At 47.5% G+C, this 26,516-nt stretch carries 24 protein-coding genes; 9 read left to right on the forward strand and 15 right to left on the reverse strand.

Annotated elements, in window-relative coordinates:
- Window positions 1–88 precede the first annotated feature (88 nt).
- The gene (locus BMZ54_RS03070) at window positions 89–1,078 is read left to right on the forward strand and encodes an aldo/keto reductase (protein WP_089906670.1); all 990 of its coding nucleotides are present in this window, start codon (window positions 89–91) and stop codon (window positions 1,076–1,078) included.
- A gap of 93 nt (window positions 1,079–1,171) precedes the next feature.
- Here the strand turns inward: BMZ54_RS03070 and BMZ54_RS03075 are convergent, their stop codons facing one another.
- The 4 genes from BMZ54_RS03075 to BMZ54_RS03090 all read right to left on the reverse strand — a co-directional run bounded on the left by BMZ54_RS03075 (window position 1,172) and on the right by BMZ54_RS03090 (window position 3,920).
- Window positions 1,172–1,504 carry a translation initiation factor gene (locus BMZ54_RS03075; protein WP_089906671.1) on the reverse strand — a complete coding sequence of 111 codons (333 nt, stop codon included), beginning with the start codon at window positions 1,502–1,504 and terminating at the stop codon, window positions 1,172–1,174.
- A gap of 10 nt (window positions 1,505–1,514) precedes the next feature.
- The gene (locus BMZ54_RS03080; protein WP_089906672.1) at window positions 1,515–2,396 is read right to left on the reverse strand and encodes a diacylglycerol/lipid kinase family protein; all 882 of its coding nucleotides are present in this window, start codon (window positions 2,394–2,396) and stop codon (window positions 1,515–1,517) included.
- Between the two features lie 41 nt (window positions 2,397–2,437).
- Complete coding sequence (gene nadC, locus BMZ54_RS03085) at window positions 2,438–3,286, reverse strand: carboxylating nicotinate-nucleotide diphosphorylase (RefSeq protein ID WP_089906673.1); 849 nt, start codon at window positions 3,284–3,286, stop codon at window positions 2,438–2,440.
- A gap of 103 nt (window positions 3,287–3,389) precedes the next feature.
- Complete coding sequence (locus BMZ54_RS03090) at window positions 3,390–3,920, reverse strand: DUF4783 domain-containing protein (protein WP_162277457.1); 531 nt, start codon at window positions 3,918–3,920, stop codon at window positions 3,390–3,392.
- 325 nt (window positions 3,921–4,245) lie between these two features.
- Here BMZ54_RS03090 and gpmI point away from each other — a divergent pair, with 325 nt between their 5' ends.
- The 4 genes from gpmI (at window position 4,246) to uvrC (ending at window position 9,894) form a co-directional block, all read left to right on the forward strand.
- Window positions 4,246–5,769, forward strand: coding sequence for a 2,3-bisphosphoglycerate-independent phosphoglycerate mutase (gene gpmI / locus BMZ54_RS03095; RefSeq protein WP_089906675.1), 1,524 nt, complete (start codon window positions 4,246–4,248; stop codon window positions 5,767–5,769).
- Between the two features lie 166 nt (window positions 5,770–5,935).
- Window positions 5,936–7,222, forward strand: a complete 1,287-nt coding sequence (locus BMZ54_RS03100) for an LVIVD repeat-containing protein (RefSeq protein WP_089906676.1) — start codon at window positions 5,936–5,938, stop codon at window positions 7,220–7,222.
- 273 nt (window positions 7,223–7,495) lie between these two features.
- Window positions 7,496–8,074, forward strand: a complete 579-nt coding sequence (locus BMZ54_RS03105) for a hypothetical protein (protein ID WP_089906677.1) — start codon at window positions 7,496–7,498, stop codon at window positions 8,072–8,074.
- A gap of 8 nt (window positions 8,075–8,082) precedes the next feature.
- A complete protein-coding gene (gene uvrC / locus BMZ54_RS03110; RefSeq protein ID WP_089906678.1) occupies window positions 8,083–9,894 on the forward strand; it encodes an excinuclease ABC subunit UvrC in 1,812 nt (603 codons plus the stop codon).
- A gap of 155 nt (window positions 9,895–10,049) precedes the next feature.
- Here the strand turns inward: uvrC and BMZ54_RS03115 are convergent, their stop codons facing one another.
- From BMZ54_RS03115 to BMZ54_RS03150, 8 genes are all read right to left on the reverse strand, one after another.
- On the reverse strand, window positions 10,050–10,625 hold the full coding sequence (locus BMZ54_RS03115; RefSeq protein WP_089906679.1) for a DinB family protein: 576 nt from the start codon (window positions 10,623–10,625) through the stop codon (window positions 10,050–10,052).
- Between the two features lie 120 nt (window positions 10,626–10,745).
- A complete protein-coding gene (porN, locus tag BMZ54_RS03120) occupies window positions 10,746–11,795 on the reverse strand; it encodes a type IX secretion system ring subunit PorN/GldN (RefSeq protein WP_089906680.1) in 1,050 nt (349 codons plus the stop codon).
- 153 nt (window positions 11,796–11,948) lie between these two features.
- The gene (gene porM / locus BMZ54_RS03125; protein ID WP_089906681.1) at window positions 11,949–13,484 is read right to left on the reverse strand and encodes a type IX secretion system motor protein PorM/GldM; all 1,536 of its coding nucleotides are present in this window, start codon (window positions 13,482–13,484) and stop codon (window positions 11,949–11,951) included.
- A 60-nt stretch (window positions 13,485–13,544) separates the two neighbouring features.
- The gene (gene porL, locus BMZ54_RS03130) at window positions 13,545–14,282 is read right to left on the reverse strand and encodes a type IX secretion system motor protein PorL/GldL (RefSeq protein ID WP_238386475.1); all 738 of its coding nucleotides are present in this window, start codon (window positions 14,280–14,282) and stop codon (window positions 13,545–13,547) included.
- Window positions 14,283–14,407: 125 nt separating this feature from the next.
- On the reverse strand, window positions 14,408–15,709 hold the full coding sequence (gene porK, locus BMZ54_RS03135) for a T9SS ring complex lipoprotein PorK/GldK (protein ID WP_238386476.1): 1,302 nt from the start codon (window positions 15,707–15,709) through the stop codon (window positions 14,408–14,410).
- Between the two features lie 361 nt (window positions 15,710–16,070).
- Complete coding sequence (locus tag BMZ54_RS03140; RefSeq protein ID WP_089906683.1) at window positions 16,071–18,119, reverse strand: thioredoxin domain-containing protein; 2,049 nt, start codon at window positions 18,117–18,119, stop codon at window positions 16,071–16,073.
- Between the two features lie 207 nt (window positions 18,120–18,326).
- Window positions 18,327–19,094, reverse strand: a complete 768-nt coding sequence (locus tag BMZ54_RS03145) for a uroporphyrinogen-III synthase (RefSeq protein ID WP_238386477.1) — start codon at window positions 19,092–19,094, stop codon at window positions 18,327–18,329.
- A 73-nt stretch (window positions 19,095–19,167) separates the two neighbouring features.
- Window positions 19,168–20,226, reverse strand: coding sequence for a DUF4271 domain-containing protein (locus BMZ54_RS03150; RefSeq protein ID WP_089906685.1), 1,059 nt, complete (start codon window positions 20,224–20,226; stop codon window positions 19,168–19,170).
- 119 nt (window positions 20,227–20,345) lie between these two features.
- Between BMZ54_RS03150 and hemW the strand changes: the two genes are divergently transcribed.
- Both hemW and BMZ54_RS32685 read left to right on the forward strand, forming a co-directional pair.
- A complete protein-coding gene (hemW, locus tag BMZ54_RS03155; protein WP_089906686.1) occupies window positions 20,346–21,470 on the forward strand; it encodes a radical SAM family heme chaperone HemW in 1,125 nt (374 codons plus the stop codon).
- 271 nt (window positions 21,471–21,741) lie between these two features.
- Complete coding sequence (locus BMZ54_RS32685) at window positions 21,742–21,924, forward strand: MerR family transcriptional regulator (protein WP_143080889.1); 183 nt, start codon at window positions 21,742–21,744, stop codon at window positions 21,922–21,924.
- Window positions 21,925–21,962: 38 nt separating this feature from the next.
- Here the strand turns inward: BMZ54_RS32685 and BMZ54_RS03165 are convergent, their stop codons facing one another.
- Window positions 21,963–22,844 carry an SDR family oxidoreductase gene (locus BMZ54_RS03165; RefSeq protein ID WP_089906688.1) on the reverse strand — a complete coding sequence of 294 codons (882 nt, stop codon included), beginning with the start codon at window positions 22,842–22,844 and terminating at the stop codon, window positions 21,963–21,965.
- 125 nt (window positions 22,845–22,969) lie between these two features.
- On the opposite strand from BMZ54_RS03165, the gene BMZ54_RS03170 reads away from it, so the two are divergent.
- Both BMZ54_RS03170 and BMZ54_RS03175 read left to right on the forward strand, forming a co-directional pair.
- Window positions 22,970–23,209 (forward strand): helix-turn-helix domain-containing protein, encoded by a 240-nt coding sequence (locus tag BMZ54_RS03170; protein ID WP_202909125.1) that lies wholly within the window; start codon window positions 22,970–22,972, stop codon window positions 23,207–23,209.
- A 13-nt stretch (window positions 23,210–23,222) separates the two neighbouring features.
- A complete protein-coding gene (locus BMZ54_RS03175) occupies window positions 23,223–23,759 on the forward strand; it encodes a DUF4136 domain-containing protein (RefSeq protein ID WP_089906690.1) in 537 nt (178 codons plus the stop codon).
- Window positions 23,760–23,793: 34 nt separating this feature from the next.
- Here the strand turns inward: BMZ54_RS03175 and BMZ54_RS03180 are convergent, their stop codons facing one another.
- Both BMZ54_RS03180 and BMZ54_RS03185 read right to left on the reverse strand, forming a co-directional pair.
- Entirely contained in the window at window positions 23,794–24,942 is a 1,149-nt protein-coding gene (locus BMZ54_RS03180) for a glycoside hydrolase family 172 protein (RefSeq protein ID WP_089906691.1), read from the reverse strand.
- A 115-nt stretch (window positions 24,943–25,057) separates the two neighbouring features.
- Window positions 25,058–26,242, reverse strand: coding sequence for an aldose epimerase family protein (locus BMZ54_RS03185; RefSeq protein ID WP_089906692.1), 1,185 nt, complete (start codon window positions 26,240–26,242; stop codon window positions 25,058–25,060).
- Window positions 26,243–26,516: the final 274 nt, after the last annotated feature.

Genomic DNA, 26,516 nt, shown 5'->3' on the forward strand with positions numbered 1-26,516 from the left:
TCTTTGCTGCCTGCAATAATTCCTTTGCGTTCTACAATTTTGGAAAGGGGCGCTGTTCTAATTTTATGGTCTCAAAAATTTCAATGTTATGCAATACAGAATATTAGGAAAAACAGGAGAGCAGGTATCTGCCATTGGCCTGGGTTGTATGGGTATGTCACATGCCTATGGCAATGCCGAAGAGCGGAATGAAAGCGAGTCTATAGCTACCCTGGAATATGCCCTGGAGCTGGGGGTGAACTTTTGGGATACGGCCGATTTTTACGGGCAGGGAGAGAATGAAGCATTGTTATCAAAAGTATTAGCCACCAAACGTAAACAGGTGTTCCTGGCCACTAAATTCGGCTTTAAGCTGGATAAGGATGGCAATACTATTTTTGACGGTTCGCCCGCTTATGTAAAGCAGGCCTGTGAAGCCAGCCTGCAGCGCCTGAAAACAGATGTAATAGACCTGTATTATGCACATCGTATAGACCCGAATGTACCGGTCGAGGAAACCGTAGGCGCCATGGCCAACCTGGTAAAGGAAGGCAAGGTGCGGTACCTGGGCCTGTCAGAAGCATCTGTAGCCTCTATCCGCAAAGCGCACAGTGTGCACCCTATTTCAGCATTGCAAAATGAATACTCCATCTGGACACGTGAAGTAGAGCAGGATATTTTAGCTACCACGCGTGAGCTGGGCATATCCCTTATTGCTTTTAGCCCCCTGGGCAGGGGATTAAGCGCCGGCACTACAGATCTTTCCCAGCTGCCGGAAGGTGATTTCCGCCGCTCACTGCCCCGCTTCCAGGAAAAGGAGCTGCAGCAGAATATGCAACTGGTGCAAAAGCTGGAAACACTGGCTAAGGAAAAGAACAGCACCACCGCACAGCTATCACTGGCCTGGCTGCTGGCGCAGGGGCAGGATATTATTCCCATTCCCGGCACTAAACGCAGAAAATATTTACAGGAAAATGCGGCTGCGGCCGACATTACACTCAGCGCTTCTGAGCTGGAAGAGCTGCGCAACATTCTGCAATCCACAGCCATTGCCGGCGCAAGGTATCCGGAGTATATGATGAAGATGGTAAATCATTAGAACCAGGCTAAACGCTGAATGCTAAATGCTGAACGCTGATTATGTTTTGTTGCAGACGTTATGCTTTCAGCGTTTAGCATTAGGCATTTAGCGTTACACAGCCTTATATCCCCAATCTTTCAGCCACTTCAGCACTTTATCTTTATAATCGCCTTGTATTAATATCTGCCCGTCTTTGGCGCTGCCGCCGGTACCGCATTTGGTTTTCAGGTCTTTGCCCAGCTGCTCCAGGTCGGCTGGCGTACCAATAAAACCATCTACCAGGGTTACTACTTTACCGGCGCGCTGTTTCGTATCCAGCTTCACTTTCAGCTTTTGCTGCGCAGGCGGCAGGGTAGCTTCTTCGGAAGGCTGGTCCGGCTCAAAAGAAAAATCCGGATTGGTGGAATACACGATCCCGCCGGGGTTATGCTTCTTCTTTGACATAGCGTTAAAATTAATTATTCAGTATAACCTGCAGCGCAGCTTTTACTACCTTAAACTGCACTTCTCCCTTACTTGTCAAAGGTACGGCATCTCCATCTACCTGCAGGTAAGCCAGCCGCGGGCTGTTTACGGTAATATATTCCCCGGTATAGTGCTGCATGTATTTTGTTTTGTGCACAGTGCCCAGCAGGGAGTAAATGCTTAAAGGCAACAGTCCTAAAAAGCTTACTGGTGGCACAATACACACATCCAGCAGGCCGTCAAATACGCTGGCGTCAGGGGCCAGCTTAAACTCATAGCCAAACTGGTTGCCATTGGCCACGCTCAGCAAAAATGCAGGCCGGTCCAGCGTTTTACCGTCTATGTTAATGGTATAATTATCTCCTTTATATTCTCTGAAAGTTTGTATCACCAGCTTGGCATAGCCCTGCAAGCCGCGTTTCTTGGTATGGCGGAACTTATCGGCCACCACAGCATCAAAACCTACACCGGCATTGCTCAGGAACAGGTGTTCATTGGCATAGCCGGCATCAATAGGGCCGCGCTTGTTCTGTACTATTACCTGCAGCGCCTTATGTACATTCAGCGGTATTTTTAAAGCCCGGGCCAGCCCGTTGCCGCTGCCCAGCGGTATTACCGCCAGCGCGGTCTGGCTGCCAATAAGGCCCTGCGCAATCTCGTTAATGGAACCATCACCTCCTACAGCCACCACCGTATCCACTCCCTGCTGTACAGCTTCCTGCGCCAGGTGCGTACCATGCCCCAGGTAAGCCAGGTGGGTAATATTCACTGAAAATTCCGGCGCCGGCAGGTGTTGGCGTATCACATCTTCCAGAAGTTTTTCCCGGTCAGTGCCTGCTTTGCGGTTAATAATGAAAAGGATCTTTCTCAAATGTTATTTTTTACCAGTCAAAAACGTGTGCAAATGCACACTTACTCTACTGCCTTCAGGCTCAGATCCAGGCTAACTGCATGGTGTATCACAGCCCCTACAGAAACAAAATCAACCCCTGTTTTCGCATAGGCGTCCACGTTAGCAAGGCTAATGCCGCCGGAAGCTTCTGTTTCGTAACGCCCCTGTATCAGGTCCAGCGCGGCCGGTATCTGCTCCGGGCTGAAATTGTCCAGCATAATACGGTGTATGCCGCCTACGGCCAGCACTTCCTTCACATCATCCAGGCTACGGGTTTCCACTTCTATCTGCAGGTTCAGCTTTTTCTCCTGCAGGTAGGCAATGGTTTTATTTACAGCAGCGGTAATACCGCCTGCAAAGTCAATGTGATTATCTTTCAGCATTACCATATCATACAGGCCCATGCGGTGGTTTACGCCACCGCCAATGCGCACAGCTTCTTTTTCCAGCAGGCGGAAGTTAGGGGTGGTTTTACGTGTATCCAGCAGGCGGGTATGGTAGCCCTTCAGCTTATCAACATACTGTTTGGTAAGGGTGGCAATGCCGCTCATACGCTGCATGCAGTTCAATACCAGGCGTTCGCCCATCAGCAGGGTATGCACAGCCGCTTCCACCTCAAAAGCAGTTTCGCCGGGTTGCATAGGATCGCCATCCTTTTTATAGGGAGTAAAAACAGTGAACATATCCAGCTGGCGGAAAATAGCTTCCGCTACCTCCATACCGGCCAGTATGCCCTGCTCCTTTATTTTGAGCCTTGCCTTACCCTTAGCGGTAGGGGGTATACAGGCCATAGTGCTATGGTCCCCGTTGCCAATATCTTCAGCTAAAGCACTTCTTATCAGGTTATTCAACGCTGTCTCTTGTATCATACCGTCAGTATTTCCTGGTGTTTGCGGCCCCAAAAATAAAGAGTGCCTCCGTAATTTGTACGGAGGCACCAAGGTTTTTCAAATTATATTAAGATGAATGGGATTATTTACTCTCGAACCGCAGCTCATTCAACACTAACGAACTGCCCTTTTTCTGTAGAAAAAAGGAAGTCCGGAAGCTACCGCCTCCGGTAACCATATTGCCAATACCATAGCGGGAGCCGCCACCGGCCTCGCCCTGGTGCAGCAGTTCAAAAGATTTAACCTGATTCTTGGAAAAAAAGTCCTTTAAAATGATCTCTGCCTGCGCTTTACTGTAAGAAGTAGAACGGCCGGCAATATTGATCTCTACAGTATTATCCAGGTAACGGGAAAGGTTTCCCGCATCACCCTGCTTAATAGCGCTTACCACATCTTCAAAAGGACCAGCTACCTGGCCTTTTAACGGACGTGCGGATAAGGAGAACATTGTAACAATGCCTCCCAGTAACAGTATAGCCAATACGTACATGAACCTGGTCCAGTGCTGCCCGGCCTTTTCAGCGGGCGCCTGCCCAATCGTATATGTATCTGGTGACAGTAAAATGGAACCTCGCTGTACCCCTCCCTCTGTCTTTATCATGCTCGGTTTCATAAGAAAATGTTTCTGTTTATTTGCCATGCCGGATTCATGGTTATTTCAATAAGAATTATCGACAACCCCAGCTGTGCCAAAACTATGCCAGATTGCTAACAGGTTGTTAAAATACAATTATCGTTGTAGCATACAACAACTAACCATTGCAAATATATTAATATATAACGTTTTAGTAAGATTTAACTACGTTTTTAATATGTTCTCTTTTAAGGAAAGGCCGGCCGCATTTTAGTGAACGTTAATTTTGCAGAAAATATGCGGGGATTCAAGTCATTATGAGTACTTTCACCCCCTTGTTGGATCAAACCTAATTCAAAGAATCATGGAAACTAAAAGAGCCATTCTGGTTATTATGGATGGATGGGGCCTGGGGCAGGTACCCGCGGCAGATGCCATATCTCACGCAAAAACGCCTTTTGTAAGCAGCTTATATAATAAATACCCGCATAGCAGGCTTATAACCTGCGGGGAAGACGTAGGCCTGCCGGAAGGGCAAATGGGCAACTCGGAAGTAGGCCACCTGAACTTAGGCGCAGGCCGTATTGTTTACCAGGAGCTGCAGCGCATTAATGTAGCCGCCCGCAATGGAGAACTGGCACAGAATAAAGTGCTGCTGGATACGATTAACTATGCCAAATCCAACAACAAGGCATTACACCTGATAGGCCTGGTGAGCGATGGCGGCGTGCACTCCCACATTAACCATATAAAAGCATTAACACAAATAGCCAAACAGCAGGGCCTTACCAATGTATTCATCCATGCCTTTACAGACGGGCGGGATACGGATCCCAAGAGTGGCTTAGGTTTCCTGGAAGACCTGATGGTGCACCTGACCAATACTACCGGGCAGCTGGCCTCCATTACCGGCCGCTATTACGCTATGGACCGCGATAAGCGCTGGGAACGCGTAAAGCTGGCCTACGATGCCATGGTGCATGGCACCGGCACGCCTACGCAGGACCCGCTGACAGCTGTAAAAGCATCTTATGCAGAAGGGGTGACCGATGAGTTTATTAAACCCATTATTGTTACCAATGCGCAATTAGCGCCCCTGGCCACTATACAGGAAGGGGATGCAGTGCTGTGCTTTAACTTCCGTACAGACCGTTGCCGCGAAATAACCCAGGTGCTTAGTCAGCAGGCCATTCCCGAGCAGGATATGCACCCGCTGCACCTGCACTACACCACCATGACGGAGTACGATAAAACCTACAGAGGGGTGTATGTAATATTTGAGAACGATAACCTGAATATGACGCTGGGCGAGGTGCTGGAACAAAACAACCGCAGCCAGATCCGTATAGCAGAAACGGAGAAATATCCGCACGTGACCTTCTTCTTCTCCGGCGGACGGGAAAAAGAATTTAATGGCGAACGCCGCCTCATTATCCCCTCTCCCAAAGTAGCCACCTACGATCTGCAGCCGGAGATGAGCGCTTTCCAGGTAGCGGATACCATTGTGAAAGAGATTGATCAAAAATCGGCCGACTTTATTTGCCTGAACTTTGCCAATGCCGATATGGTGGGCCATACAGGTGTATGGCAGGCCGTTATTAAAGCGGTAGAAACGGTAGATACCTGCGTAGAACGGGTGGTAACCGCTGCGCTGAACAATGGTTATACCGTGTTCCTGACCGCAGACCATGGCAACGCTGATTTTATGGTGAACCCCGATGGCTCGCCCAATACCGCGCACTCCCTGAACCTGGTGCCTTTATTCATTATCAGTAATGATTTTAAAGGCGCTATGAAAGATGGTAAGCTGGGCGATATAGCTCCTACCATCCTGCATTTCATGGGCCTGCCCGTACCGAAGGAAATGACCGGCAACCTGCTGGTATAAATATGTAAATGTGCAGATGAATTAAAGCGGTTCAATACGCTGTATTTATCTGCACATTTTTTTTACATCCGAACACACCGGCCGTCCCCTCATCTGCATATTTACACATCCCCCTGTAACTTTCCCCCCTTCCCTCCGTTTTACTTTTACAAAAACATTTACCCCTATGCGATCTGTACTCTACAAACTGCTGATGGCAGCTTGCCTGGTTGCAGCCATGCTCACTATAGCCGGTTGTCAAAAGGACGACTACTGCAATACCACTTACCGCTATACCATCTATACCCCGGTATATGAATCCCTGAAGAACATGCGGGCCTCCTTCAAAAGTGAAGGACCACAGCCCATTGAAACTGCCGGCAAAATATACCTGTATGGTAAATACATTTTCCTCAATGAGCTGAACAAGGGCATCCACATTATTGATAACAGCAACCCATCGGCCCCCAATAATGTAGCCTTCATCAACATTCCGGGCAATGTGGATATGGCTGTGAACGGCAACATACTGTATGCCGACAGTTATATGGACCTGCTGGCAGTAGACATCAGCAATCCGCTGGCAGCAAAGGAAAGCAACCGTGTGCAGGATGTATTTCCGCAACGGGTATATAACTATTACACCATCCAGGCAGACACTACACACCTGGATAGCTTGATAGTGGATTTCAAAACCAGGGATACGGTAGTAAAAGCCCCCTGCACAGTGGGTAACGGGCCTATTTTCCTGAACGATGCTATGTCGTTTGCGCTAAACGCCAGCTCTGCCGGTAAATCTTCCGTAGTGGCCCTGGGCAAAGGCGGCTCTACCGCACGGTTTGCGCTTATGAACAATTACCTGTACACGGTAGGTACCTGGAGCCTGCAGGTGTTTGGTATCCAGAACGCTGCTGCCCCTGTAAAACAAGTGGAAGTACCGGTAGCCGGCGGCCTGGAAACTATTTTTCCCTTTAACGGCTCCCTGCTGATAGGCTCCACCGGCGGCATGTTCATTTATGACGCAAGCGAACCTACGAACCTCAAAAGGAAAGGCGCTTTTGGCCATGTAAACAGCTGCGACCCCGTGGTGGCAGAAAATACCACCGCTTATGTAACCCTGCGCGGCGGCACTGCCTGCGGCGGTTTTAGCAACCAGCTGGATGTGCTGGACATAAAGGATATGACCAATCCTACCCTTATTAAAACCTATCCCATGAGCAGCCCTTATGGCCTGGGTATAGACGGTAAAAGGTTGTTCGTATGCGAAGGCGCTAACGGCCTGCGCTTCATGGATGCCAGCGATCCGCAGAATATTAAAACCTTTAAGCAGCTGAAAAATATTGAGGCGTATGATGTAATACCTACCGGAAAGGTATTGCTGGTAACGGCAAAAGACGGGTTATACCAGTATGATTACAGCAGCATGGTAGCGCCTAAGTTCCTGAGCCGGATTAACATGACCACCCAACATTAATCCGAATACTTGATAAGAATAAGCACCATAGCGGTGTGGCAACGCATATAATTAATAATTATTTATGAAAAAGAGTAACTCTTTTATCGGGTGATCCGTTTTATGTTTTTTAGTGCTCTCGACAGATTTGCTCATGCATCAGATGCGCCGTTTTCACGGCGCATTACTTTTTTAAGCCCCTGCCATCGATAAGTATTTGTTTTGTAAGCCTCCACAGGCAAAGGCGCCTGTTTAAAAAACGTATGATACTTGGTTTCTTAGTAATTTTGCGGCATGAAAATAAACCCATACAGGCGCCTGTATATAGCCCTATCGGCTATAACCCTGCTGGCCTGTAACCCCGGCCGCCAACAGCCGGCTATCCATAACGGCACGCACAGTGATCTGAAAGCATATTTTGAAAAGGAGGCCCGCCTGCTGCAGCAAAGCGGGTTACAGCTGCATAAAAGTGTAGTTCTGAACGGGCAGCAGGACAGTACCACCCTGGCGCCGGACAGCACACAGGTGCATCACCTGTTAAAACCATTTATGGATGTGGATATTAACAAACCCTCCTTACAGGATGCCTACCGTACAGATACCATCCCGGACCTGATAAACGGCAGCAGCTCTGTGATGTTCACGGCCCGTGAGCCCGGCACCAGCCCGCAGCAGATTATCCTGAACCTGGACAGGGAAGGCCGTATTGCCACTGTAAACATCCATAAAAGTACCCGCAACCTGGTGTATGAATACCAGCAAAACCTGTTTTACCAGCACCTTAAAAGCATCCGCATCACCACCCTGCAAAAAATAGCTTTTCTGCAGCCCCGTGAGCTGGATGTTAAAGTGCTGATGGCACCAAAAAACTGAACCGGAAAATGACAGCAGCGGAGTTTTCGCAAATATCACATACCATACCCATACAGGCCGGCATTTACAAGTATTACGATGAAGGCGGGGAATTGCTTTATGTGGGTAAGGCCAAAAGCCTGCGCAAGCGCGTAAGCTCTTATTTTGTAAAGAACCACGACAGCTTTAAGACCCGCAAGCTGGTACAAAGCATTCACCATATTGAGTTTACCATTGTAAATTCAGAGCAGGATGCTTTTTTGCTGGAAAACTCGCTCATTAAACAGTTCCAGCCCAAGTACAACATTAACCTGAAGGATGATAAAACCTATCCTTACATTATTATAAAGCACGAAGCTTTTCCCCGGGTGTTCCTTACCCGCAACATTATCCGCGATGGCTCCGAATACCTGGGCCCCTTTACATCCGTAGGGCGGGTACGGGAGCTGCTGGAAGTAATACGTTATAACATTCCCCTGCGCACCTGCAATCTGAACCTGTCGGAACAGAACGTACGGAAGGGCAAATACAAAGTATGCCTGGAATACCACCTGGGCAACTGCAAAGGCCCCTGTGAAGGCCTGCAAACGGAAGAGGATTACCGCGCCGGCCTGCAGCAGGTAAAAGACATTCTGAAAGGTAACCTTACCCCGGTGCTGAACATGTTCCGTGCGCAAATGCAGCAATGCGCCGGTAATATGCAGTTTGAGCAGGCAGAAATACTGCGGAAAAAAATAGCCAGCCTGCAGGCCTACCAGGCCCGCTCCACCATCGTAAACGACCGCATGGGCCATGCGGATGTATTTTCTATCCTGAGCGATGGTAACCATGCTTACGTAAACTACCTGCGGGTGCTGAACGGCAGCATTGCAGATACCAAAACCGTTACGCTGGAAAAGAAGCTGGAAGAAACCGATGAGGAAGTACTGGTATACGCTATGGCTTACCTACGCGATGCCTTTAAAAGCCAGACGGCAGAGATCATTGTACCTTTTGCCGTTGATTTCCCGGAAGAAAATGTAACCCTTACCGTACCCAAAGGCGGTGATAAAAAGAAGCTGCTAGATCTTTCTGAAAAGAATGTGAACTACTTTAAGGAAGAGCTGTATAAGAAAAAGATCCTGCACCTGGAAGGCAAAACAGATGAGGAAAAGAAAAAGGTGCTGTACCAGCTGCAGGCCGACCTGGAGCTGCCGGTGTTGCCTACGCATATTGAGTGTTTTGATAACTCCAACTTCCAGGGCAGCTACCCTGTAAGCGCCTGCGTGGTGTTTAAAGATGGGATAGCCTCTAAAAAAGATTACCGGCATTTTAATGTAAAGACCGTAGAGGGCATTGATGATTTTGCCTCCATGAAAGAGGTGGTTTTCCGGCGTTATAAGCGCCTGTTAACCGAGCAGCAGCCTTTGCCCCAGCTGGTGATCATAGATGGTGGTAAAGGGCAGCTGGGCTCTGCTATGGAAAGCATCCGCGAGCTGGACCTTATTGGTTCCATGACGGTCGTAGGCCTGGCCAAGAATGAAGAAGAAATATTTTTCCCCGGCGATAAAGAAAGTATTAAGCTGCCCTTTAACAGTGAAAGCCTGAAGCTGATACGCCGCGTGCGTGATGAGGTGCACCGCTTTGGCATTACCTTTCACCGGCAAAAGCGCAGCAAAGGCACCTTTAAGAATGAGCTGGAAAGCATTAAAGGGATTGGTGAAAATACCGCCACACAGCTGCTGCAAACCTTCCGCTCCGTTAACCGCATTAAACAGCTGCCCAAAGACGAGCTGGTTAAAGAGATCGGCGCTGCCAAAGCCCAGCTGGTTTGGCAGCATTTCCATCCTGGCGAGGCTTAATTGATACAATTAATAATTAAGAATGAATAATTAATAATCACGGAGAAACCATTACTATAGAATACATAGTTATCACACTGCATGCCTCTGAAAAGCTGTGCCATCACTTGTTGTACTTCACTGCGGTTATTAATTCTTAATTATTCATTATTAATTTAACAGGGTCCCACCGCGCGCAGTGCCTGTAATACGTGCCGCTCCTCATGCGCTATAAAAAAGCGGAAAGTATCGCCTAAGGAAAATTTTACCAGCTTACTTAAAGTAGTGGGTATTTTGGGTTGCGCCAGGTTCACGGAGTGCGCCTGCTGTAACAGCAAGAGCAATTGCTGCTGCCCGCTTATAAATTCATTCATTACGCTGGTTACGTCCGGGGTAGCTGCCGGCCGTGCACTTTTAGGGGATTGCATGCGCATAGGCAGGCTGCCATTAGGCTTGGGCTCCATAATACCGGTGAACCAGTTTCCCAGCCATCCGCTTTTAAACTGCGGGGTAGCTGCCTGCTGGTGTGCTTGTGCGGTTTGTATAGCTTTGGCCAGCTGTGGCAGGTAATAACGGCTATAAATGTTAAGGTGTTCCAGGCATTGAATGGCGCTCCATTTATGCTGGTCGGGCGGTAATTGTAAAACGGGTGCCGGTAAATGCGCCAGATCTTCTGCTACCTGTGTTAATAGCCGGCTTACCTTATACTGCAATTGGTCCAGCAGCTCAGTACTGTTAAATATGGCTGGCATGTTGAGGAAATTTGGGGTTTATGCGGCAAATATACAGGTTTAAAATTGCAAAGGTCACAAGGCTTGTGTTATCAAACCTTGTGACCTTTACAGTCTTTTATAATGATGTAGGCTATGCTATTAATATTGCCAAAGGTCCTGTTCCTTGTTAAAGATCTTGTCTTTAACAGCTTGTCCTTCCAGCAGGCGCATGGTACCGTCTTTGATATAATCTTTGATCTCGCGGTTGTACGCGTTGTTCTCTTTTATAACAAAGCTGGTGAAAAAGCGCATTTCAAACAGGTCTTCCCAGCTCATGGATGCGGCATCGTTATTCTGGTTATACACATCATACTTTGCCAGCACCGGACGCAGGTCGGGGTAGTACACCCAGAACAGCGGTATAGAAGCGCGCAGGGAGCCATCTTCATTGATACGGGATACCATCGGTGCGATACCCAGGATACGTACCTTTAAAGCAGAGGCTTCCTTATCGAACACCCATACTTCTTTGATCTTGTACTGTACAATAGTACGCGGATCAAATTCATCGCGGGTAGTTACCATTTTTTCTTCGCCGGTAACCGGATCTATGCTGCGTACCGTTCTTTCCTCACCGCTCGTTTTTGTCTGGATCTGAGCGTAAGAGATCGGTGTGCTAAAGCGGTCATCGATCGGGTCAAAGGCCTGTACTTCGTTATTCTTAATTGAGTTCAGCAATATGTTAATGAACAACTGGTTTACCCCCTGCTCATCTTCCACATTATACTGGAAGGGAAGGTTCATCTTTTCACGGATGTCGATCACCTGCCAGATACGTTTTTCCCAGAACTTATCATCCTCACGGATGTTGTCGTAAGCAATAGGCGTACGGTCCCTTACAGAGTTTTTGGCGGTTACACCATCAACACGCAGTGATTTGCGCGGGGTATCTACCACCGGGCTCCCCACACCATCCGGGCGTAAAGGTGTTGCATCGGTTGTAGCCGGAGCTGCAGGCGGTGCAACTGAATTGCCGGTAGCGGGATTCACTACTGCATTAGGGTCAGGGGTGTTGGTTGCTGGCTGAGAGGCATCAGTAGCTGTGCGGCGACGGGTGCTGCCACCTCTGCGCTGCGCTTGCGCTTCTGTACCTATTATAACCATCAATAAGGCACACCAGGTTATTCTTTTAAATATTACTGCTCGCATAAGCAATTAAAATTTACGATCTCAGATTTACGATTTTAGATTTCCAGGAGGGACTTGTGATCCTGAATTTACGATCTTAGATTTCAATAAAGCCGGTGGTGCACCGCTCTTCCATTAAATCTAGGATCGTAAATCGTAAATCTAAAATTATGTCTAGTTTAATTTAAACGAAGTGTTACCCATGTTTCGTACAATACCATCCGGACCTTTTACTTTTACGTTATCAAAGTAAACCTGGTCACCGGCGCGTAAGCCACGTACTGCATTTACTACGTTGCTGGGAAAGTAAGCTGAGTTAGCTTCACCTTCTACGTAGTCGCGGCCACGGGCCTCAATACCTACACGGTAGCTCACTACATCATACTTCACACCTTCAAATTCAAAGTTCTCCAGGTCAGCTCTTAAACCACCCTGTACTTTAAAGTCGGCTGCTTTCATGATACCGCTTTTATTCACCCCTACCTTCAGTACCGGATCAGGGATCATTTTTACACGGAATTCTTTGCTGCCAAGGCTTTTGGATTTACCATCCACGTTAGCTACCACATTGATGATGGCGCGGCCCGGGTTGGTTACTGTTACGATATAATTACCTGCACCCTGTTTGCGGATGTTACCTACGTTGATGGAAGCATTTACGCTTTCAGCAGGTACGCCGGCGGCAGAGATGGATATAGGATTCGGTAACCCTATATACAGCACGTTCATTTTATCAGCAGAAATTGAAGTAGTAGAAGCTCCTACATTATAGGTCTCATTAAAGTTATAAGATTCCAGTTCACCGTTAGGTTTAGGCAGGGTAATAGTACCGGCGATTGTTTTTTCACCGATGCCGGATACCGGCATAGTAAAAGTACCCAGGCCTTCAGAAGCGGTTATGGTTTGACCATTTACCACGATGGTAGGATTTACAGTGCTGCTGTAAGCGCCTACGGCGATTTGTGCAGTCAGTGTCTGACCTTCCATCAGGTTCTTAGAGTTCAGAGAGATGAACGGACGTACTTTATCAAATTTAAAGTTCTGTGCGTCTATCTGGCGGAACAGGTCGTCGATGATCAGAGACTCAGAGTTCTTCACATCGTTCTGGAACTTACCCAGGATAGTTACTGCCGCAATGGTAGGCACCATGTTAAAGTGGTAAGTGGTCCAGGTTTTAGGCACACCATCGTCATGGCCGGATGATTTACCTACTTCTATTCTTAAAGGCAAAGTTTTTTCAAACTGAGCTTTAAGCTTAGGATCCACGAAGGTCAGGAACTTCTCGCGCAGCTCTTTCAGCGCTTTTTCCATTTCAGGACCTTTCTTCTGGTTATCCATCACACGGGTGGGAGCGTCCAGGTTATCTTTTGATTTGATATTCCCTTCCTCATCACGTCCACCACTTTCCCGTATAATCGTTTCTTTCAAAGTTTCGATATACGTAAACATATCACTGGAAAGCTTCTTTACTTCTTGTGCTTTAGCGCGCAGCGGGCCTACTTTTGCAGCATTCTCCGCCATTTGCTTTTCAAACTGGTCGTAAGTAATATTGTTCTTATCAGTGATTGATTTATTGGAGGTGTTGATAGAGTTATTTACGATATTGAATGCGTTTAATATTTCGGCAGAGACGTTCAATGCTAGCATGGCTGTTAAGACCAGGTACATGAAGTTGATCATCTTCTGCCTTGGATCTTTTGGTAGTGACATAGCTCGTTTTCGATTTAATGATTGTCTTAGATTGTGTGTGAAAACTAATTATGGTCTACCTTATCTTCCATGCATTGCGCTCAACATGTTACCATAGATGGTATTGAGGTTGCTCAGATTTTTAGCCAACAGAGTGATCTGTTCCTGTGTTTTCTTAGCATCATCAACGCTGGCGCTCATAGCCTGAGAAGTCGTTAACAGATTTCTGTAGAAATTGTTCATGGCTTTCAGGTGGTTATTGGTATCCTGCAGCTCCAGTTCGTAGATAGCATTCAGGGAAGCCAGGTTTTTGGTCATGCCCTGCATTTGCTCATGGAAATGCCTGGTGGATTCAGATGCGCTGTTGAAGGAAGATACTGCAGATGCAGCGGTGGTGTAAGCAACTGCTACACTACCAATTGCGTTGGCAGCTTCTCTTGTTTTCTGAGTGTAATCACCGGTGGCTGCTACCACGTCGCTGATATCTCTCATCTTGTCCACAGTGGTTCCCAGTTTCTGGAAATTCTCACTCAGGCGTTGCAGGTTAGCAGGCGTAATGTCGGCCTCCTGTAACATCTTGTCTAATCCGGATACTGCGGGATGACCGGCATAAGCCACTCCTTCAGCAGGTGCGTGAGACGCAGAGCTGTCCGGTACAAAAGCATACACAAAGAAGATCAGTGCTTCTACACTCAATCCCATGATCAGGGCTATATCGGCGCCCTTCCAGTGTTGCAGCTTAAATAATGCTCCAATGATCACCACGGAGGCTGCAATACATACAAAAAAGTTCAACCATTTCGCCTTGTTAGGATTCATAGCCATAGGTTAAAATTTAATCTGGTTAAAGGTTAAAGTTGTTGTTAAGGAATAGTTATTGCTCAAAGATTTGCATACTGTGTACATCATCGTCAGGTCTCTCAATCTATACATGGCTAATAATTTTACTTCTTCTTATTGAAGTCATTCTTAGAACGGCTCAGGAATGCTATGGTACACCTGAAACCAATATAAGACTTAGCACTATCCTGGTATTCGAAAGAGCGGGTACCTGTTTGCAGGAAATAACCGATATCTTTCCAGGAACCACCTCTTACTGACTTACGCTTCATTTTGGGTGCGGCATCATCCGGTATATCCATTCTGAGGTAAGGGTTCATATCAGAGGTGAAAGAATATGAGTTCTCGTAAAAAATGTCCTGTGTCCATTCTGCTACGTTACCAGCCATGTTGTACAGACCGTAGTCGTTAGGCCAGTAAGCATCTGCACGTACTGTGTAGAAACCACCGTCTTCCGGATAGTTACCGCGGCCCGGCTTAAAGTTAGCCAGCAAGCAGCCTTTTTTGTTGCGGATATAATAACCACCCCAGGGGTATGGTGTTTGTTCCCTGCCGCCGCGCGCTGCATATTCCCATTGGGCTTCTGAAGGCAGCTGGAACTTATCTTCCGTGAACAGGTTCTTAGAGCTACGGTAGTCGTCCCAGAACTTACTACGCCATTCGCAGAAAGCGCTGGCCTGGTGCCAGGTTACGCCTACTACCGGGTAGTTGTCAAAGGCAGGATGCCAGAAGTACATACGCGTCATGGGCTCATTGTAAGCGTAAGAGAAGTCCCTGATCCAGCACAAAGTGTCGGGATAGATCTGAACATCTTTCTTTACAATGAACGTAGAACGGGGCTTACCCTTGTTCTCGCGCAGCTTGGCGGCATCCCAGTTAAAGGATTCCTGGTGGTAAAGGAGCTTGTACACGTCAATCTCCTTTTTATTATACAGGCGGTCTTCCGGAGAGTAGATCATGGCATCTATCTTTTCATAGGTTGCCTTGTCCTTCCAGTTGATCTTCTGTTTCCAGTCGATAATATCCTGGTCGCCATCTTTTTTCACATGTCCCATGAGTATATGGGCTATAGAGTCACGCACCCAGTTCACAAACTGGCGATATTCGTTATTCGTGATTTCCGTAGCATCCATATAGAACCCTGAAACGGATATAGACTTGTTACGGGCGGTGAACGCGTAGTTCACATCCTCGTCACTGGGTCCCATGTGAAAGGTTCCGGAAGGCACATACACCATTCCGTAAGGTACAGGAGGAAAATACCTCGGTCTGGGGCTCACTCCTATCAGTTGCCCTTGTGCATTCTTGGGGGTTTTACTACCTCCACAGCTGGCCGCCAGCAGGCTCACCAGCAATACAGCGAACAGACCACTTGAATAATTAAGCTTCATAAGGGTAGCTTTCATCTGAAACATTTAGGTCTTTTTCAAAGGTAAGATGGAACTCGCGGCGTTCTCCTCTTGTAAATTCAACAAAATATGCTCGTTTCATCTGGTAATTAATTCAATTTTTTCCAGGGTCAGACGGTCGTCTATATATCTCTAAAAAACTTATTGACATATAGTTTTCCACATCCGAATTGGTGCAAGATAGCAAATGTAATAATTATTTTTAATCCGTAGTTACTTTTCGCACAACTTTTTCAATTCTACATACAACCCTACGGTACTTACATTAAACGCAATTTTTAACATTTTATTATATGAACTCGCCACCATTTCTTCAATTGTTCACCCTTATGTTTTAATTGTACTGCAAGTTAATTAATTATTTTATTAAATTAATGATTTCTTTTATATAAAACACGGGTTTAATGCAATGATAATCTTCACACAAATACACCAGCGTTTTACCCGGCTGTTCCCGGTCCTGTAACAGGGGCATGCCAGGCTGGCTACTTTCCGCGCCCAGCAACACTTTGAACGGAATATAATGTTCATGAACCTCCTGCATTCTGGCCCTGAATTCCGGGCCTACAATGGCTAATTCTTTGGTGCCTTTTACCCACTGTAATAACTCCGCCGCCCAAATTCCAAAAGAAGTGGGGTAGCGTACCACGGTTTGTGCCAGGCGGCCCAGCATGTCCACTGCCCGGTTGGTCCAGTCCCGGTGGTCAAACACCAGGGCAAGGTAGCGCAGGTTGGCAGCCATCAGGGCATTTCCGCTGGGCACCGCGCCGTCGTAGATCTCCTTCTTACGCACAATCACATCCTGCTGATCCTGAATGGTATAGTAAAAATAAGTGCCGGTTTCATCTGAAAAATGTGCGATCACAAATTCTGTTAGCTGCCGCGCGCGGTTCAGCCATTCCGGGTTACCGCTAACTTCCTGCAGGGCAATGAGCGCCCTTATCAGGCAGGCATAGTCGTCCAGGAAAGCAGGATATTTAGCCGTACCGGCTTTATACGTGTGGTAAAACGCCGTATCATGATCCGGTTGGCGCATATTTTCCCACAAAAAATCCACCGCCCGGGTAGCCACTTCCAGGTAATGTGCATTACCTAAGGCGGCATAAGCTTTACAATAAGCGTTGATCATGAGCGCATTCCATCCCAGCAGTATTTTATCATCCAGCCCGGGGCGGATCCTGCGGTCACGAACCTCCATTAATTGGCGGCGGCTTTCTGCCAGCGAGGCCTGTAAGGCGGCTTCCTCCATACCCTTTTCTGCGGCAAAAGCGGCCAGGGGCTGGCGGATCCATAAAATATTCTCTTCTTCCCAGTTACCTTCTTCCGTAACATCATAAAATTCGCAGAACAGCGCGGCTTTTTCTCCCAGGACGCCTTCTATCTCTGCCTTACTCCATACATAAAACTTACCTTCCACCCCTTCTGAATCTGCATCCAGGGCTGCATAAAAGCCGCCCTGCGTGTCTGTCATCTCCCTTTCTATAAATTCCAGGGTATGGGTAATGGTGTTTGCATAGGTGTTATTGCGGGTAAGCTGGTAGGCTTCACAAAGGGTATCTATCAGTAAAGCATTGTCATACAGCATTTTCTCAAAATGCGGAGCCAGCCACTTTTCATCGGTACTGTAGCGGGCAAAACCGCCACCCAGCTGGTCATAAATGCCGCCCTGCAGCATTTTATCCAGCGAAAGGAGGGCCTGCTCCAGCGCTGCCGGCGCCTGAAAACTAAAGTGGTAGCGCAGCAGGTATTGAATGGTAAAGGTACCGGGGAACTTGGGCGCCCGGCCAAAACCACCCCAGGTTTTATCGGCCTGGGTAAGTATGTTATTGAAAATGGTATCGCATTGCTCCCGGGTAAACAGCTCTTCTTTAGGAATGCCTGGTAGTAGTGCTGTTTGGGTACCAAACTGGTTGGCCTGGGCCAGGTGCGTTGTAAGCGTATTGGCCTGCTGCTCAATATCTTCCCGGCGCTCTTTAAATGCCTGTGCCAGCGACAGCAGCACGTCTTTCCAGGAGGGCCGGTTAAAGGCTTTTACCGGGGGAAAATAAGTGCCGCCGTAAAAAGGCCTTTTATCAGGCGTTAAAAAAACATTCAGAGGCCAGCCACCCGCGCCGGTCATAGCCTGCACGGCATCCATATAAATATGATCCAAGTCCGGGCGTTCTTCCCGGTCTATCTTAATATTAATGAAGTGTTTGTTCATAATGCCGGCAGTGTCGGCGTCCTCAAAGCTTTCCCGTTCCATTACATGGCACCAGTGGCAGGCAGCATAACCAATGCTTACCAGCATAGGCTTATTTTCCTGCAACGCGCGTTGCAAAGCCTCCTCTCCCCAGGGATACCAATCCACGGGATTATGTGCATGTTGTAACAGATAAGGACTTGTCTCCCCGGCTAATTTATTCACAACTTAATTTCGGCGGTGCGCATGAAGCATGGTTCATTCATGTTCACACAGGTTATGGTTTATTAAATGATGCTGTTGGCTTCTTCTAATATAGCTAAAATAGCGAATAATTTTACATCTCCTATCACACAAACGGTTAATTTCCAGGCAAAAAAAGGACGGCTTTCGCCGTCCTTGCAAGTAAGTTATTTTTTTACTCTTTGGAGATTATTTTTTGTTCAGCTCAGAGAGGTATTGTTCCAGCGCTGCCACCATAGAGGGGGCCTGGGGCGCCGGGGCCTTTACATCCAGCCGTAAGCCTGCTTCTTCCACTGCAGCGGAGGTAGTAGGGCCAAATGCGCCGATGCGGGTACCATTCTGCTGGAACTCTGGTAAGTTCTCAAATAATGATCTTACACCGGAGGGGCTGAAGAAAACGATCATGTCATACTCTTTACCAGACAGGATCTCCTTCACATCGTTTGACACCGTTTTATACAAGGTAGCGGTGGCATACTCGCACTTATTGATTTTCAACCATTCTTCAATGTCTTTCTTTTGACTGTCGGAGCTGGGGAACAGGAACTTTTCATTGTCCCGGTGCTTGTTCATTACTTCCAGCAGGCTTTTGGTAGACCCATCCGCCCCATAGAACACCTTTCTTTTCCGGTACAGGATAAATTTCTGCAAATAGAGCGCTACGGCTTCTGTGATGCAAAAGTATTTGCAATCCTGCGACACCTTGATCTTCATCTCCTCACAGATCCTGAAAAAGTGATCCACCGAGTTACGGCTGGTAAAGATCACGGCTGTAAAGTTCAGGATATCGATCTTCTGTTTCCTAAAGTCCTTTGCAGATAAACCTTCAACCCTTATAAACGGATAAAAATCCAATTTTACATTGAATTTTTTAGCCAGGTCAAAATAAGGGGACTTCTCAGTTTCAGGCTTTGGCTGGGAAATGAGGATCGACTGTACGTGATGTTTTACTTGCAAATCTGTTTTTTGCCCGCCTTTTATCATACTTAAATTTGCTCTTGTGTTAACAATTGCAGTAAAGTAATTTTAGTTAATTACCCGTTAACCAAATCAGCAGCACCTTTGTTAAAAGCAACACAGGCGCTACTTCGAATGCGCAAAGGTAAAGAAAAAAATGCAATCTACTGAAAGATAGATATTGCTTTATCACGGAATAAGACCTAACATATCTGTACCCAATCAATAAAACGATAAAAAATAATGATATATATAGGAAAGCACGGGCTATTTGCGGCTGGCAAAAGGCCAAAATCACCAGAAAAGGCACCAGCAGTATACCCAGCACTTTGTTGATCAGGTTCAGGATAAAAATATAGGCATCTGCAAGGTCGTTATTGCCGAACAGCCATCCGCAAAAACGTAATACCACATGCTTAATGCCATAGATCAGGGCTACCAGCAGTATAAGGCCGGGTATCAGCAACCAGGCATCTGCATTAAAAATATATTGCTGCCGGTACATAAGCAGGTACAGGTACACGCCCAGGCTTACGGCAAAAAAGGCATTCAGTAAAAAGTTGGGAAAGGGCGACTGGGATAGCTGGTCTTTTAACTGGCGCTGGCTAAGGGTAGGATTCAGGAATGCGCGGAACAGGTCTGAAAAATATTTGAGGTAGGCCAGGCGTATTACCCCCAGCAACAATACCACCCCGCCTATAAGGTACACCAGCCAGTCCAGGTCCTTATAGGGCCGCACTACGTTCAGGTCAAAATAACGCGGCTTACCCGGGTGCAGGTACATATTTTTAGCTGCCAGGTTACGCATAAAGATATCGTAGGCTGTTTCCTGGTGCAAAGGTACTTTGGGTTGCTGCAGCAGGGTGTCAGTTGCGGCGGTTTTAGCCGTGTCTGCAGGTTTGGGAACGGCGGCAGTGTTGGTTAGCGTACGATTATCCACCGGTGGTTTTACAGCTACCCTGCCGGTATCCGCTACCGGCTTTTTCTTAGGGGTTGCCGGGCGGCGTTTTGCGGTGTCCTGTTGTACACTGCTAACTTTGGGCGCGCTGTTATTTGTACTGTCCTGCGCATATAACCCTAAACTACTGAATATGAATAACCAAAGTAAGAATAACCCGTTTCGCACCAGCATATTTTTATATTTGCAAATATAATATAATTGTCCACAGTCTACTGCTCACAGAACAAGGGCTGCCTGATGTTCATATGATCTTTTGACGATAGTTCACGGACTGTTGACCTGAAAAAATTATGGCCGGTATCTATTTACATATTCCTTTTTGCAGACGTGCCTGTTACTACTGCAACTTTCATTTTTCTACCTCCCTGGGGCAAAAAGATGCGCTGGTGGATAGTCTTTTACAGGAAATGATGCTGCAACAGCCTTACCTGCAGGGACAGCAGGTAGATACCGTTTACTTTGGCGGCGGCACCCCCAGCCTGCTGGACGATGCAGACCTGCAGCGGATCATGGAAAAGCTGCGCCAGCTGTTTCCTATCTCTGGCCGGGCGGAAATTACCCTGGAGGCCAACCCTGACGACCTGCAGCCGGAAAAGCTACAGGCCCTGAAAGCGGTTGGCGTAAACCGGCTAAGCATAGGCGTACAATCTTTTCACGAGGCGGATCTGCGCTGGATGAACCGTGCCCATAACAGCACCCAGGCCTTACAATGCATACAGGATGCGCAGGCGGCGGGCTTTCATAACCTAAGTATTGACCTTATTTACGGGGGCCCTACCCTGAGTGATGAGGGCTGGGCGCAGAACGTACAGCAAGCCATTGCATTACAAATACCACACCTTTCGTGTTATGCGCTTACGGTGGAACCAGGCACTGCGCTGGACCACTTCATTAAACAGCATAAAGTAGCTGCCGTGGACCCGGACAAAGCTGCCCGGCATTTTGAAATGCTGGTACAATGGCTGGCTGCTGCCGGGTATGAGCACTACGAGATCAGCAACTTTGCGCTGCCCGGCTGCCGCTCCCGCCATAACAGCAGCTACTGGCAGGGCCAGACCTACCTGGGGCTGGGCCCATCCGCCCATTCTTTTAACGGGCACTCCCGCCAATGGAATGTGGCTAATAACAGCAGCTATATAAACGCTATTAAGGAAGGAAAAGTACCTTTTGAATTAGAAAACCTGACGCCGGAGATGATGCTGAATGAATATATTATGACCTCCCTCCGCACTTCAGAAGGCTGCCACCTATACCTGGTGGAAGAGCGGTTCGGGACCGGGAAACGCCGGCAGCTGGAAACCGCCAGCCGGGAATTTATACTGGCCGGTAAAATGGTGCTGCAGCAGGATACGCTGGTGCTTACACCGGAGGGCAAGCTGTTTGCAGATGGGATTGCGGCAGAATTGTTTGTGTAAAGAGTAACCGGTGTAGTAGATAAAAGAGGGCTGCTTCCCGGGTTTTCAATGTTAAATTGCAGCTGCCTTCAATGAAGGCAGTGTAGGCCTCCAAATAATCTGTGTAAGTGTTTATAACCCAATTTCAGCTGTAATAAATTCCTTTGCGCCCTGCTCATCTGTAATAGTTAACCAGGCGGTAGCTGCATCCCCTCCCACAGCCAGGTTAAAATCAAAAACATCACAGCATAACCGTTCTGATTTAATAAAGGAAATAGCGCTGTTCCTGGATATGATGGCGGCGCAGGAAGCTATCTGCGGGCAGGTGGGCAATGTGCTTGCGCAAAAGATAGCCCTCGTAAATAATAAAATACAACAACTGATCGCTATGCGCGATCAGTTGTTGTACAGCATACAATGCTGTACAAATGCCGGTAACCAGGCCAATACCAACTGCCCTATCATTTGTGCATAATGCAGCGGCACTAACGGTAACGCTTATATTTAAATCATTTATTTGTTACCTACAATGAGCCTGCCGAGATCTGATTCCAGGAAATTCTCCGCATCCTCATGATCAGTGGACAAACTCACCGGCAGCCATTTCTCAAACTCGGCCTGCCGGCCGGCTTCTACCTGTTTTATAATACCTGCAGCATCACTACCCAGGATCAGGTGCAGTGGTGGTTCCGGATGGGCTACTACATCTATCATCACCTGCGCGGCCTTATCCGGATCGCCTGTCATTTGCTGGGTAGGGTCTTGAAACCGTTTAACGCGCACGCCTACTGTTTGCTCGTAATCAGGAATGTCCTTTGCAAAGCTCATAGAATCGCCGGCCCAATTGGTACGGAAACCTCCGGGCTCAATAATAGTGAGCTTAATGCCCAGCGGCGCTATTTCTTTGGATACTGCTTCTGAAAAACCGACCAGCGCAAATTTGGTGGCCTGGTAAATGGAAAGCCCGGGTGTACCAATACGGCCGCCTAAAGAGCTGATCTGCAAAATGTGCCCCGAACGTTGTTTACGCATATAAGGCAGCACCGCACGGGTTACATAAATGGGACCGTACAGGTTTGTGTTGATCTGGCTGCTGATCTGCTCATGCGTATAAGCTTCTGCTGCGCCGGTAATACCAAAACCGGCATTGTTCACCGCTACATCAATTTTCCCAAAGCGGGCCACGGCATCTTTTACCGCGTTGTTCACCGCTGCTTCATCCGATACATCCAGCTTTATGGGATAGATCTGATCCGGGTATTGTGCTACCAGGTCATCCAGCTGTTCAGGCCTGCGGGCTGTTGCAGCTACTAATTCTCCTTTTTCCAGCAGGGCGGCGGTTAAGCTGCGGCCTAAGCCCCTGCTGCTTCCTGTTATAAACCAAACATTTGCCATAGTGTTTTATTTTTTACAAAGGTCCGCATTCCATAGGCGCACAGGTTTGTTGTGGAGATCAAAGTTGGTTTGTTGGGAAGCTCATAAATTATTGAGCTGGTTTAACCGGGGATTAACTTATTGTGGTGGGATTGTTTCTAAATATGGCGGTGCTGGGGCATATGATAAGAAAGGCCCGTAAAGAGCGGAATATGACGCAGGAACAACTAGGCAAACTGATAGGCGTGCAAAAAACCCAGATCTCTAAACTGGAAAGCAGTGTTAACAGCGCTACTATTGATACGATTGTTAAGATATTTAAGGCCCTGAATGCAGATATTCATGTTAAAGTAAAGCTTGAAAACAGGTATCTTCAATTAACGTAAATTATGTTAGCCAATGAAGTCATATCTACTTCTTTTATCCGCCCTATTGTTGCTTCCTTATGCCTGCAGCCCCATACAGGTGCTGGACCAGGAAAACGCAGAAAACTTTGCGCTCAATAACTACCGCACGTTTAACTTTTATGAGATAGATGCCAGCGGTAATTCCGTAAACAGCCGTACGTACTATACCGGCCTTGATGCGCTGAAAACAGAAATCACGCAACAGCTGCAAAAACGCGGCCTGCAGCCAGGGGAGCATGATCCGGACCTGCTGGTGAATATTGGTATTGTGATCAGAGGGAAAGTGCATACCCGCAAAGCGGAGGCAGAAGACCCACGTTATATGGGGCAGCGGCATTATACCTGGGAAAGTGAGCGGCTGGAAAAAGGGCAGCATTATAACGAGGGCACGGTTACCGTTCACCTGGTAGACCGTGCCCAGAATAAGCTGGTATGGCGGGGTGTGGTGGAAGGCGTAGTGCCGGATAAACCCGCCCGCCTGCAACGCAATGTGGCAGATGCAATGGAGGCCCTGTTTAAAGGACTATAAGATTTACGATCTTAGATTTATAATTTATGATCTCTTAGTTTACCTCTAAGTCGTTTTTAGATGGGAGTGCCGGGAAAGCTGTATGAGGCTCTGCCTGGTACCAGTACACCACGGAGCTGATATCCGACTGCTGCTGCAAATAACGGCCGCCGCTGCGCCAGCCCAGATCCTGGATGGTAACTTTCAGATCTTTATCAAAACGTACCGGATCCATAATATGCCAGCGGTACAGGCCAAAACGCTGCTGTGAATCATATACACCATTAGGCCGTATTACCTGCGGCAGGCCGGTGTAAGGCGTACAAAACTCCTGGTATTGGCGGGTGTTGCGGTTCTCAAAATTGTAGGATCCGCAAAAATAATCTTCTGTACCGGTGCCGCAGATGGTGGGGAACTTAGTATCGCCATCCATAAAAAATTTGATCTCTCCTTCGCCCCACCAGCCATTATTATTCACGCCCCAGGCCAGGTAAGTGCCTACGTACTGGCCTTTACCCTTAATACCATCCACCAGCGTGTAGCTACCACCTTTAGTAGGATTATTGCGGCGGAACTGGGCATGAAAGTAACCGGCATCGGAAGGTACCTCTGTTAACGTATAGTCTACCTGGTAGTACAGCGTCATACGTTCTGTATTAATATTCTCCATAGTGATCTTACACTTTTTGCGGAAAGGCATGGCCCAGTAACAGTTAAAGGCGCTGCCGGGGTTCACGCAAATGGGCAAAGAGGTAAGCTGCGCATATTGCCCCCAGCCCATGCCAAAGAAATCACCTACCGGCACTTCTACTGATGGTGTGGTTTCATCATCCCAATAAAAACGGATAATGGAAAAACGCCAGTTACCGGTGGGCGTCATCCAGATATGCTGAATAGCGCCGGGGCCTTCAATTTCCGCTAGGGTAATGGTTTTGCCGGCCTCAATATGAATGAAGGGGCTCACTTTCCAACCCTGCCCCAGGTCGCGCGCAGCCTCACGGGCCTGGCCCTGCTCCAGTGTAGCCATACCGGCCTTACCTTTTTCACCGGTAAAATTTTCCGGGCTGATACTTCTTGTTTTTGCGTTGGAGAGCTGGAACAGGTTACCCATGTTCATATTAAGCCCGTTAAAAGGCTGCTGTTGTGCATACAGCATGTTAGCTACAAGTACTGCACAGCAAAGTGTAAGTAGGTTCCGCACCATGAGTGATAGTTTATAACGTGGATCAATAATGTTAGGCCTACAAATTACAAAACGAATTACACGAAGCATAGTGCAATCGCATAATTCGTTTCGTAATATTTAGAGCTGGAAAAGTTTATTTCACGCCAAACTTATACACGCAGGTTTGTTGGTAAGTTTGCCCGGGTTTTAACACCACGGAAGGGAAAGCAGGCTGGTTCGGAGAATCCGGATAATGCTGTGTTTCCAGGGCAAGTGCACCACGGTGTACATAAGCTTTACCACCTTTACCGGTATCGGCGCCCATAAAGTTACCGCCGTAGAATTGTACGCCTGGCTCTGTGGTCCATACCTCCATATAGCGGCCGCTCTTAGGTTCCAGCACGGTAGCAGCTAATGACAGCTCATTACCTTTTTTATTCAGCACCCAGTTATGATCATAGCCTTTACCAAATTTGAGCTGCTCAAAATCAGCGCCTACTCTTTCACCTATAGGCGTAGGAGTAGTAAAGTCCATGGGAGTGCCTTTTACAGGTTCCAGCTTGCCAAAGGGTATCAGGCTGCTATCTACCGGCGTAAATTTATCGGCATTCAGCATTAACACATGATCATTAATATCTCCATTGCCGGCGCCATGCAGGTTCCAGAAGGAGTGGTGCGTTAAGTTCACGATCGTTGGTTTATCGGTAGTGGCTTTATAGCTGATCTTAAATTCATTGCTGTCTGTAAGCTCGTAGGTAAGCGTAACATCCAGGTTGCCGGGGTATCCTTCTTCTCCGTCTTTAGAGAGGTAGTGGAATTCCAGCGTATGCTCATCCGGTTGTTTGGCTTCCCAAACCACATCATTGAACCCTTTTAAACCGCCATGCAGGTGGTTGGCGTTATTATTCACCGCCAGCTTGTATTCCTTACCATCCAGCTTAAACTTGCCTTTGGCAATACGGTTGCCGTACCGGCCTACAATGCCGCCGTAGTAACGGTCCTTGGTGCTTACATACTGGCTAATCTTATCGTATCCCAGCTCCACATCTTCCAGCTTACCTTCTTTGTCCGGCGCCAGCAGGGCTACTACTTTTGCACCGTAGTTGGTAACGGCCATTTGTACGCCGCCTTTGCTTTTCAGATAAAATAATTTCACCTGGCTCCCATCGATAGTGGTGTCGAAATTCGCGGCGGGAATCAGGGTTTCAACGCTAGTGATGCTGTCATGATTTGTACTCATACTATCAACAGAATTATTATTTGTGTTAGTACCGGATTGCTGGCAGGCGCCCATACCGAGGGCCGTGGCTACCGTTAGCAGTGGAAGTATACGTTTCATAATCGCAGTAATTTATAAGGGTCCAATATACGTTTAATGTCCGAAAAATATTCCGGATATAAAAAAGCCGGGAAATGATTTTCCCGGCCGTAATTTTGGCCTTTATCCATTAAAATTGCATTACGCTTTTGGAGTGGTAATGCACGTGTAGTATTGGTTGCAAAATATAAGCTGCAGGTCAGATAAACATGGGGTAGCGGAAAATAACGTTACCGGTAACGTTTGCATTAATAAAAAAAATATGTGTTTACCGTAAAAATGCCCTGTTTTAGCA

Source organism: Chitinophaga rupis (assembly GCF_900109685.1).
Classification (GTDB): domain Bacteria; phylum Bacteroidota; class Bacteroidia; order Chitinophagales; family Chitinophagaceae; genus Chitinophaga; species Chitinophaga rupis.